An 11,887-nucleotide genomic window follows, 5' to 3' on the forward strand; every position below is an offset into this window, starting at 1 on the left:
TGGTTGGATGTACATCAGCAATTGAATGTGGTCAACCATTCACAATCATAGACGGAATGAAGCAGCTCCAAATAGAAAACAATTCAAGTCAATCAACGGAGAAATAGATATGGCTACTATTGAAAAGCGTAAGTATTCACGCCCCGCAATAAAGAAGATTCTAAGCGTTAATTCGGAGTCAGCTATCAATGCGGTTGAAACGTATATGAATAAAACGCTGAGCGCAATTTATGCGTTGGATGTGATCCTGTTCTACATCAGTGATGAGGCGACAAGTGAAGCCGCTAACCAAAAAGTAGCTGATCTGTTTGATGAAAAAATGAAGTTTTTCAACAAGAAGATTAACCACTATAACAAGATTGTTGAAGACGGTGGGATGATGGATATCGTCTGGACACAAGAGTTTTCTGAAGAATACCTAATCTTCTCGCCCTTATGTGGACAGTATATTCAACTTATCAAAAAGTTCGACATCTTAACGAGTTTGATTGAACAGGCTTGGTTAAACGGACACATTCCGTCGAGTGAGCGTAAAGGCCGACAAAAGTCACTTCAGAGTCACATGCGTAATGTGTCGCGCTATGTACTCAATGCATCCCAAACAGCTATGCGTCTAGCTCAATCTGCGGGTAAGGAAAAAGAGGTTCTTGAATCTGTAGAGCAGATTGGTGTTACTCAAGAGATCGCGAAAGAAGTCTTGGATACTACGAAAGCTGTGCAATCAGCGGAACTTGAAAAAACTGATGATGTTCAAGATGAACCAGTCGCTTACAGCGCCTAAGCAGCACAATTAAATAACAAGATAGGGTTCGCTTGATGTTAAGAGATAGGTTTGATGGGGTCGTAGGGCGACTAATTAGCTACGTGGTTATGATCACAACCACTTTATTACCGTTACGCATGGCATATGCTCAGCAGGAGTTTGACCAGGCTATAGCTAATGCGAACTCATTTGGTCAATCTATGCTTAATCAGAGAGCAAACCCTACCTATGATGCTGAAGGTAATCTTCTGGTAGATGGGCAAGTGTACATGAGCCAGAAGCAAATTACGGGGCAACGTGATAACGATTATCTACCGGCAGGGGTAGATGTGTATGGGTCTGATGCGCAAACCATCATGCAGGGACAAGCCGCGCAAAAAAAGTATGAGGAAAAAACTCTAGCTACGGCTGAAACATCTGGCGAACGCGCTTACCACATTCTAAAGAAATCAATCTCAAACCAAAAACCTGACTTAACGAATGATCCTATTTGGGCAGCTACAGACGATGTGTTCAATAATCTAGAAGTCATTGCTCAAGATTTTGCTAATTGCACAATTGATAAAGAGTTAGTGTCCAATGGGAAGTCCTACCATGTTCCAGTGTATAAGACATGTGAGCGACTGCCAGCAATTGAAGATAACTACAGCATTTTTCATGAGTATGAAGTAGGGGTGATTAAGCATCATTCAGGTGCAACGAACATTGCTTCTTGTGGTGATGGCTGTACGACACTATGGCTAGGTACTATTGGAGACAATTATTGGTCTGGAAATTGTACTATCTATGAACAAGAAATGCAGGTTGAGGTAATCCAGCCTCAAGCCATTCAATCTGCAATTGTTGACTACGCAAAATTTGATGACTGGTTTCAAATTTATCTTAATGGTGAAAAGGTTTATAACGGACCATACCCCGATCAGTTCCCGCCTGAAACTGATGGACGCTGTGAGCTGAGCAATAGTTGGGTAAAAAGACCAAACATTAACGTACTGAACTCTTTTCGTAGTATACCAGAGAAAGGAATCCTGACATTTAAGAATAGAACGTCCGTGTCGGGCAACGGTGAAGGATATGCCAAAATTACGATTAACTACGATGCTAGTGACTTGGTCTATGCAGAAAGTTGGTCAGACCAAGAGCAGATCGATAAAGCCTACGCGATAAAGAAGCAAGCAGATGATGGCTTTTGTGAAGCTTCATTTACTTGTGCGAATATGCCAGCCACCGTTGATGAAAACGGATGCGCCGTGATTAACGGTATACGAGTGTGCGAAGAAAACTTTGATGACAATCCACTATCTGACTTGGGCATTAGTCCATTTTGTCAGCGTATTGATATCGAGAGCAATTGTGGTTTTAACGAGGGGCAAATCTGTACAACCAATATCGAAGGTGTAGAAACTTGCTTTGACAACGATACCGTTGAAAACAACCAATGTGCTCAGTATGAAAATGACTCTACATGTAGTTATATCAAAACAGAGTGTGTTGAAGGAGCCGAAGGTGCTAGCGGTGAATGTTACGTGCAGCTAGATACTTACGATTGTGGTTTCGATGCTTCGACGGGTACGACACACGAAGAAGAAGTTTTGCGCTGTGATGGCCAGATTCAATGTATTGGTGAATCTTGTTATAGCCCTGAACGTGATTTGGCGAACAATGATTTTGGTGAGGTTAACGCCTATCTTGAAATGCTTCGCTATGCGCAAGCAGACATGACTTGCGAAGGTATACCGGAGCGACCATTTGATCCAGTCAATCCACCTGATAGATATGAGCCGGTTCCCAGTTGTCCCGCTGGTTCAGTGTACGATAAAACTTCTGGTAAATGTTTGGCTCAAACAGCATGTACTTATTCAGATAACGACTTCTTTGCCGTAAGCCGCCGTGATGGTATCCAAGTCCTACTCAACAACATGGTTGTTGCAAACGAACCCAGCGTTCTGACTTGTACAACGCTCATCAAAAATGACTCAGCTTACACTTGCGGTGAAGCTCGTAAAAATGTTGGTACAGATACGTTTTATGAGGTGTGTACCAACACAGTAAGCGAACCTACCCCAAACACTTGCCCTTCAGATGAGCATGAACTGAATGAAAACACTGGTTACTGTGAAGTTCCTCCTATCGTAACCTGTTCCGATGGGTTCATGCTGCACCAAGGCAATGATCTATGGAGCTCCGAAGATGATTTTTGCCGCCTAGAAACTCCGGTGACTTACAATTGTGACAAATTACACGAAAACTATAATCCTGAAACGGGGGTTTGTGAGGGGCTACTGTATGACGTTGCCACTTGTGATGATCCAATGGATTTGGTTAATGATATTTGTACTGCGACTCTAACAAAACCTGTGAAATGTCCTTCAGGTCAATCATTCAATTCATCAACTGGACGTTGTAGCCAGACTCTTTATAGCAGAGCTCAGTGTCCGTCAGGCTCTTCATTATCCAATGACCGTTGTAATGGTCTGTTAGTACAAAACGCCTCTTGTCCGTCAGGTCAGACTTTGAAGGGTGGTATGTGTAGTGCCACATTGACATCAGCTGCACTATGTCGTCAGGGTGGCAGGCTACGTGAGGGAAAGTGTCAAGGTATAGATACGCACCCTTTCGGTTGTAAGTCTGGATTTGAGTTAAAGGGACTTAAATGTGTAAGTAAGGATGCAGAATGTAGAGGGCCAACATCGAATAACCGATGCAGTTACACGACCGGCAGTCAATTTGGGTCTACTTCGTATTATTGGAATGGCGAAGAAATTAGAGGTATGTGGGCTGCGTTGAAAGTGGGGTTAAGTTGTAGTCTGCCGGGTACTAAAGTTGGCGAATTTGAGTGCACTAATATGAGCTCTGGCCGGAAAAAAATATGTGAAATATGGGAGTCTACAATCTGCCACAGTCCTGTAGAGTCCCCGTGTAATGCAATTGACGGATTTGTTATAGGGGATGGTTCTCAAGGGTTGTGTGGAAAGTCTTATAGTGAGCCTCCTTTATGTCAAGCGGGCTATGGGTACAACATTGAAACAAATAAATGTGAAAAAACAATAAATAGCAACCCTATTTGCGACACCGGATACCATTTTAATTTAACAACGAATAAGTGCGAATTGGAAATTGATACCTCACCAATTTGCACTACAGGATACAGTTATGACCCTGTGGCGAATAAGTGTAAGAGGATTGTTGAAAGTGAACCCCAATGCCAAACTGGATATGAGTACCAGGATGGATTTTGCTACAAAGAGATATCGTCAGCCCCAAACTGTCCTGATGGGTATGCGTACAGCACTATTACTGGTCAGTGTGAATTAGCAACTAGCACTCAACCCAGATTGAGTTGTGACACTGAGGGTACTAGCTATCACGCCCCAAGTAATACGTGTCGATTGGAAGTTGATGTAGAGCAATCATGTCCAAGTAGTTTTCCTGTGTGGAGTGACGACGAAAACCGTTGTATGTCGGGCTCTCTTAGCCCGTTAGCAAAAGTTCGAACCAAGTTGGAGTCGAACGCAGACATTGACGGCAACAATCCTAATGAGGCTCAGGCTTTAATAGCGTATGCCGTGGCTCCTTTCTCTTATCTTGCTTCAGCACTTTTGCCGACAGCTTATGCAGAAGAAGTTGCAGAGCCAGAAGGTAGTGTCACTCAAGACACAATGAATGCATACATCGGTGAGAAGTTTGAATATGCAGCTCAAACATTTGATTACCAAAAGGCGATGTTTGCTCAAGGACAAAGCCAGCTATTAGGGGGGATGTCTAGTAGTGCACCGTCTGATGGTCAAGGTACAACGAATGTTCAATGTGAACTGTTTAAAGGTGAGGCAATGGAATGCAAGCAAGCGGTTGGTGGCATGCAGGACTGTTGTGAATCGCCAGTCACCGTTTCGCTTGGTGATTACATCACTTTGACAAGACACATGATGAGTATGGACTCCATCACAGGGCAGGTGTTTGGCTTAGAGGGATATACGGGAGTTTGGGACATCGCTTCAAATTGGGCTAGCGAAGCCACTAGTACAGCTTTTGATGCAGTACAGAGCACATTTACGTCTGGTGCTGATGTGGTTGCTCAACAAGGAACAGAAGTGGTAGGTGAAGGTGCAGTGAATGCAATTGCTCAATCTATGATGTCCTATACGAACACATTTCTAACGGAAACCTTTGGTGCTGAAGTTGCGGGGATGTTCTTTCAGCAGGCAGGGATCGATTCTGCCGGTAATGCAATACTTGGAGCATCACCGCAAATGGCCGCTGCGGGACAGGCTCTTATGTATTGCTATTATGCTTATTTGGCATATGTAGTCTTCAATTTGCTCGTAAACATAATTTTCGCCTGTGAGGAAGAAGAACTCGATTTAGCTATGAAAGTGGAGCTACTTTCAGCTCATTATCTTGGTTCGTACTGTAAGACCGAAGTTCTAGGGGCATGTCTTGAAAAGAGAAAATCATACTGTGCCTATGACTCCCCGCTATCGCGTATTTTGATGGAGCAGATATATCAGCAGCCTCAAATGGGTTTGTCTTGGGGCAGCGCGAAAAACCCAAATTGTTCGGGACTAAGCATAGAAGACATTGGCAACGTCGATTGGGATCAAGTTAATTTAGATGAATGGGTAGGGATACTGATTGAGACTGATAATTTTATTCAAGATGACGTTATTGATATTGAGCGTTTAACCGGTAGAGGTTCGTTACTAAACTATGGCGAAACCCCTGAGACAGAGCGCCAGAATGTGTTAGAGAAAAACACTGAAAGATTTGATGCAATTGATGTGGACGAAGTTCGTCGTGACGCTTATGAAGACGCTTGGAACGAGCAACATAATTGATAGGTGAGCAATGAGTAATAACGATGTCGCTTTCGCAAGTTGTGTTAGAACGCTAGAAGACTACTTTAAGTCCAATATCTGTTCTAACAGAACAATATATTGTCAATTTAGGCTAGAGAGTTTAGGGGTTTTGGGCGAACTCTTAGTGCAAGAATCAATAAATAAAAACAATATAGAGTGTGTCATTTTCTGTGATGGGAGAGTGATTAAAAGGAGTTAGGAAAGTAAGCTTCGATAGTACAATAAGAATAACTAAATTAATATAGGTACAGGGAATTATGTCTTTAAAAACGTTATCAATATTGCTTAGTACAGTTTCTCTTACGGCGTGTGTGAATGCACCTAAGCAGGACTATATACACTTGCCATATGACAACGCTCACAGTGAAGCGTACAACATAGCCAAACAGACAAGTCTATCAAAAGACTACTGGTATGGCTCAACAATAAAGAGTCCGTTAAAAGACTTCACGCCAGCAGAAATTGAATCGGCTGAAACTAGTCTACGTGAATATCGTGGCGGTAATGTATCACTTGGCAATGGTTTGCTAAGCATTGCTACCGGTGACCTAACAGGCATTATAACTGTGGCAGGAGGTTCGGTAGCGAACCTAGCACAGTCAGGCCATACCCCAAGTAATCAAATTAGATTGCTTGTTGAGTTGCCTAAGAGCGAATACGCCAGCAATCTCGAGGCTGAAAAATTTATTGTGACTAGCATGAAACAAGCAGGAAACCACGTGCTTTCACAATATGGTCAGGTGACGCAAATATCACCAAAACCTGAAAGTGCTTATGATGCGTTTTGGGTTGAAAAGTCAGGAAAGTCGGCTCCCTTTAGCTTAGTTAATCGTAAAGAAAGTAAGCTAAATGGTGAGTTTATAGCTGAAGCAGCAACATCAATAGATGGTAAAAATGAGGTTCAGTTGACTTACGGTATTATTGGCGATTCAGGAGTCGCGGGGAGTAAGGTTATTGTCAAGCCGCCTATGCCATTCGTTTACTCAGTAGAAGTCAGTCCAATAGATACAGTGGAGTTCTATAAAGAATATTCTGCCCAACTACCAGAAGGGTTCTACATTTACGTACCAAGTTTTCCAAAGACTTCTTGGAATGGAAAAACTTACGTTGATAACTCAGTAATTGTACCGTCAATCTTTACGCAGGGGCAGCAATACCAGTTCATTAAACCATAAATGTCGGAAGACAATAACAAGAATATGGTAGCTCCTCCAAATGAGGGGCTTTTTTACGGAGGTAAAATGGAAAACTTACTGAATAATCCCAATGCTTGGTTAGCAATTGCTCTATTCATTGTACTAAGCGTATTGATTGGCACGAAAGGAACAAAGAAGCATGGTGGCTACAAACCAGTTAGAAATCTAAATACAAAGAGTGAACAAAACTTCTTCAAGCAGCTATTAAGGAAACTACCAAACGGGGTCTATATTACGTGTAAGGTGCGCTTAGCTGATATTTGCTTACCAAAAAATAGCAATGACATTGGGGCGTTCAATGCCATTGCTAAGAAGCATGTTGATTTTGTACTTATTGATCAACAAACAAGTGAGATTCTATGTGTCATTGAGCTAGATGACAGGAGTCATAACTCAGCGGCAGCGAAGAAAAGAGATAGGGTTAAGGATTCGGTTTTTAAAAGTGCTAAAATTCCATTCATTCGCGTCAAAGCATCCAGGTCATATAAAAAAGAGATCGATGGAATATTGGAAAGTATTGCCAAGTATGAGAACACAAATACCACACAGGCCCCCCTCTGGGATGATAGTGGTAAGTGTCCAAAATGCTCATCTGAGAAGTATCAAAAGATCGATTTAAAGGGATTGCAAAAGGGGAAGCACTATTATCTCTGTGAGGTTTGTGGCTTTAGCACCGAGCCTATTAAAATTGTTTAAAGAACAATTGCAGAAAGTGGCGTTTAGAGCCTATCTGGTTTTCTATTCGCTTGATGACTTGTGAAATTGCAGACTTACTTTTGTTACTTTCAATTGCAATGCTGGTAAGAGGCTCATGCTTGGCTAGTTCTTCCAAGATTGACTGAGCATTACCATCAATTTTCAGGAACGCTTCCGCTTTGGTTAGCTCTGCCTTGTTCGCGTGAAACTGTTGAGGTTCTTCATGTAAAACAATATGGGAAATGTCACTGATGAAACGTTTATCAAACAGGTGATTAGCTTTTATAAGTGCTAGGAAAGCTTCTAGATTAGGGATGTCTGTTGATTGGGTAAAAATAGAAATGGATACGTTTGAGTGTAACGCTCGTAGCTTATACAGCTCATGCATAGTTTCGTGAATTGACGTGCCTAAATACAGATCACTAATGATGAACTGACAGCTATTAAAATCAAACTGTTTTAGTTCTTCTAGGGTAGTTAGTGTTGTGATGGTAAGAGTGCCGTTAGATGTTTTTTGAAAGTCTCGGCAAATCGCTTCTGCTATGATAGGTTGATCTTCAATAATGACGATATCCATGTGCACACTCAATATTATTTAAACGGCGAATTTTACATTTCGAGCTATAAAATACCGTAATAGAGAAGGAAGAGAACAATTTAAGCAATAAAATTGCTGGCATCGTTCATGATTATTGGGTTGGGCATGATAGCACTATCGAGAAAATAAATAAAATTTTCAGGCATTAATTTATCTTAATTATCTTTACAAGTATCTTAGGTGTGGGGACTGTATTCTATTTTTATGCAATGAATATAGTTAAAGTCAATTTTATAATTAGTAATTTTGGAGAGATTGAAGTAAAAAAGTAATTGCTTTTTTCATATTATAATGGCAAATATAATATATTAAAGGCATTCTAAAATGGAATTGGCTCTGAAATGAACTCTGAATTGTTAAAGCGCTGTAAAGGTTAAGTCTCTTTGCTTTCACGCTCAGTCGGCTTTGCCGCCGGTTCTTCTATCTATATTAATTATTACACAGTGCTTTGAATCTACTTGATCTGACTGAATAGATATATCCCTTCCATTGGCTAGCCTCTTAAGAGATATAAGTCCCAATCCATAATGGACTCGATTATGAATATCGACTCTCCTTCCGCAAGATAACGTTTCTCTTTTTTCTATCTTTGCAAGTGTTGCGGGAGTTATACCCGAACCATCGTCTAGAACAATTACTGAGTAGTGGGATTGAGATAGCTTTGTCATCACTCTTATTCTATCACCTTTGCCTGACACACTAATGGCGTTTGAAAGAACAATGCTCAAGACCTTATTGAGAGTGCTTGGGCATAACTTTATCACCTTAATCTGTGAGTCTGCGGAGAAGTCGTATTCGAACTTAATACCGTAATGATTTGCCAGTGTGCCATATTCACTTAATGTAACTGATAATAATGGTTCGACACTACGATAAAGCATGGAAGGACTGTGATTGAATGGACTGATTGAAGCAATAGAATATAGTGATTCTTTTATAGATAGTGAATCAGCTAAACTTATTTTTTCATTCTTCTTAGAAGAATAAATTATTGCCTCATTGATCGTATGATTCATTGCATTAACTTTTACGTGAACACTTTTAAGCGTTCTGTTAATAATATGATTTTCAAATGCTTTAAAGCCAAAATAGCCAATTAATGATAAAAAAACAAATAACATGGTTAGTGTTTCAAGCGTCACTTTATAGAACATAAACAGCACAGATGGCAGCATGAATGAACCACAGAGAATTAACTTAAATACTATTGTGCTTATATTATTAAACATAGTTTGGGGGCTATTTTTCTGACAACTATTTACCTGATATATATAAATTAATTTTATTAATATCGGTGGAAAACTAAGGTCGAAACTATTTTGATAGGGTGCATCAGGATGATGCGTGTCAAACAGGGGGGGGGACAACTCAAATGTGACCGACTTTAGTCCCGCTTCTTGAGCATCTTTAAAGACAAACCACCATTTTTTTCTGCCACATCCATTGCTTGTTCAGATTTCAACTAAGTCAAAATCTGCTGTCCGACATGTGCACCTTTTTGCACATTAGCACAAATTTGTAAATAGAAAATTGAGATGAAACAAAAGAGGGTGTTGATAAAACCTAAATTTCAATCTTTATTGTTATGAATCCCTATAAGTGTAACGTCAGTTTTAGTGATTGATGTCTACGGTTGTGTAGCTAAACGAAGCCAAAACTTAATTCTTGTAGGATTCGTATCTTCTTTATAGGTTTAGTTGAAGTGGTATTGTGTGATTACCGAGGGAGGTTGACGGTTTAATTACCGAAGGACTCTGTCATAGTCTTATTAATAGTAGTCAACTATGACAGTTCTGCTCTTATTCGATAATTGATGCCTCGGCACGAGCTTCCCGTAACTCTCTTGTATTCAGCTTTTCTTCAAGCCAGATGTTCCTTACTGTTGAGTGACTAATCGAGATGTTAAATCGCTTTCTCATCTCACCACTGATCCTGATCGATGTTAGATGAGGTAATTTGAGCGTTAATGAGATGACGACATTTCGAGTCTTCTCATCGATGCGGATACTGTGCCTTGGTTGGCCATACATACGTTTCAAAGCTAATGGACCGTGTGCTTCGAGAAGTTGACGGTTGTTGTGAATGCTTTTGACAGAGCAACCGCTCTGCCGAGCAGCTTCTCTCACATTTCCTAACTCCTTGGCAAGTTCAATAGCATCGAGCTTTTTCTGAACTTCTTCCCCGTATTCTTTCCTAGAGCTAGGCTCAACAAGCTCTTTAATGGACAGCTCTCGGTCAGCAAAGTAAGCGGTGAAGTTCCCATCAAGTTGCTTACGTAGCTCAACTTGTTGACTCACGATAGAGTGCCTTAACGGAGAGGTAATTTGGTACATTGCGTTACCATAACTGAAGGTATGGTCCCGACGGATTTTTCGATATTCTTTTTGGATACATATCGCATCGAGGTTTAGGTGTTTCGGAACGGGCCTATGTTCCGAGCGCACCTGCTTAGCGTTGACGGTGAGGGTTGTCGCCCAATAGTCAGGGATGAAAGTGTTTTGCAGGTAATCATTTGCGCTATTCATATCGGTGACCCCCGCCAGTCTTAACTCAGGGACGAGACGATCTTGGAACGTATCGAAGGCGTGTTCGATACGCCCTTTTCCTTGGGGGGAGTTGGCAAAAATAATTTCTATACCAAGCTCTTCGCAGGCTCGTTGCATCTGAGAGAAGTGGCAGCGTTTTGGTCCACCAAAGATACCCGCTCTATCAACATAAAGCGTCTTAAAAAGCCCCTTTTTTTCGATATAAGCCTTCATTACTTTGAGGCACCCTTCCGTAGTTTCTGAAGGAAAGAACTCCGCATGAACGTCACTGGTTGCGTCATCAATCATAGCGATAAGGCAGGATTTTTTGTCCCCGAACCAAAGGTGAGTGCTGCCGTCCATTTGCAGCATTAAGCCTTCTGCCTCCATGCGCTCTCGTCGTCTTCTTACTTTGGAGCGGCGATGTTTAGCTCGTTTTACATGATGGATTTCGTGCGCCCAGGTACGAAGTGTCTCTCGCTTTACTTTGATGCCTTCAAACACTTCCAGCATGTCTGCCATATGAAGCATGTTAAAGTCGTAATACTTGGCTTTTATCAGAGCTTGAACTTGCTTCTTTAAGGTCACGGGGATTTTATTAGCGGGTGCTCTTCCTGTGTTGCCATGAACAACGAAACGAATACCATCGGTACGGTATCGTCTGAGGTAACGTTCAATGGTTCGGGGGGATTTATTGAGCAGTTTCGAGGCATTGAGAATAGAGATTTTGTTAAGTGCCACTTTAGCAATGACATCCACGGTAAGCTGGGATTTAGCATCCATAACGATCATCCTATACACCCTTTGACTAATTCACAGTGATAGTCAAAGGATTACGTAAAAAGTAGGACCGTCAATTTCCCTCGGTAATTAGGCTAACGACAAAGTCGCTTGGTAGTTAAGGTACGACAGAATCGCTTGGTGATCACATTAGTTGAAGTGGTATTGGCAAACTCATTTATGCCCCTTTTCCATTTAGAGCTTTTACTCATACGCATTTTATTAGTTCTATTTTGACTTAGTAAAACTAATTTGAAAAGCCAACCTTTTAAGCGAACAATAAAACCCTAAAAAGCAGATTACCTATTACTATTAATTTGTGACTCATCTCATATTTTTAGTCTGTTTTACGAAATTGCACCTCAGTCTAAATAACAGGTCACTTCGTCACTATGACTACATCGAACTAACAACTTGAATAGCCATTAACTCTTATACACTAGGCCATTTAGGTAAAGTGTCTTCTGGTATCA

Annotated in this window: 7 protein-coding genes; 4 read left to right on the forward strand and 3 right to left on the reverse strand. The window is 41.1% G+C overall.

Features of this window, described 5'->3' with window-relative positions; all coding sequences use genetic code 11:
- Window positions 1-109 precede the first annotated feature (109 nt).
- The 4 genes from BS333_RS20965 (at window position 110) to BS333_RS20980 (ending at window position 7,511) form a co-directional block, all read left to right on the forward strand.
- Window positions 110-781, forward strand: coding sequence for a hypothetical protein (locus BS333_RS20965; RefSeq protein ID WP_021709053.1), 672 nt, complete (start codon window positions 110-112; stop codon window positions 779-781).
- 35 nt (window positions 782-816) lie between these two features.
- Complete coding sequence (gene traN, locus BS333_RS20970) at window positions 817-5,598, forward strand: conjugal transfer protein TraN (protein ID WP_021709052.1); 4,782 nt, start codon at window positions 817-819, stop codon at window positions 5,596-5,598.
- Between the two features lie 278 nt (window positions 5,599-5,876).
- Window positions 5,877-6,794 carry a hypothetical protein gene (locus tag BS333_RS20975; protein WP_021709051.1) on the forward strand — a complete coding sequence of 306 codons (918 nt, stop codon included), beginning with the start codon at window positions 5,877-5,879 and terminating at the stop codon, window positions 6,792-6,794.
- Window positions 6,795-6,860: 66 nt separating this feature from the next.
- Entirely contained in the window at window positions 6,861-7,511 is a 651-nt protein-coding gene (locus BS333_RS20980; protein ID WP_021709050.1) for a DUF2726 domain-containing protein, read from the forward strand.
- Here BS333_RS20980 and BS333_RS20985 read toward each other — a convergent pair.
- The 3 genes from BS333_RS20985 to BS333_RS20995 form a co-directional block, all read right to left on the reverse strand.
- The gene (locus BS333_RS20985) at window positions 7,498-8,088 is read right to left on the reverse strand and encodes a hypothetical protein (RefSeq protein ID WP_021709049.1); all 591 of its coding nucleotides are present in this window, start codon (window positions 8,086-8,088) and stop codon (window positions 7,498-7,500) included. The two genes, BS333_RS20980 and BS333_RS20985, sit on opposite strands and share 14 nt — an antisense overlap.
- Before the next feature lie 416 nt (window positions 8,089-8,504).
- Window positions 8,505-9,284 carry an ATP-binding protein gene (locus BS333_RS20990; protein WP_158297108.1) on the reverse strand — a complete coding sequence of 260 codons (780 nt, stop codon included), beginning with the start codon at window positions 9,282-9,284 and terminating at the stop codon, window positions 8,505-8,507.
- A gap of 624 nt (window positions 9,285-9,908) precedes the next feature.
- On the reverse strand, window positions 9,909-11,426 hold the full coding sequence (locus tag BS333_RS20995; RefSeq protein ID WP_081638490.1) for an ISNCY family transposase: 1,518 nt from the start codon (window positions 11,424-11,426) through the stop codon (window positions 9,909-9,911).
- Window positions 11,427-11,887: the final 461 nt, after the last annotated feature.

The organism is Vibrio azureus (assembly GCF_002849855.1).
Lineage (GTDB): Bacteria > Pseudomonadota > Gammaproteobacteria > Enterobacterales > Vibrionaceae > Vibrio > Vibrio azureus.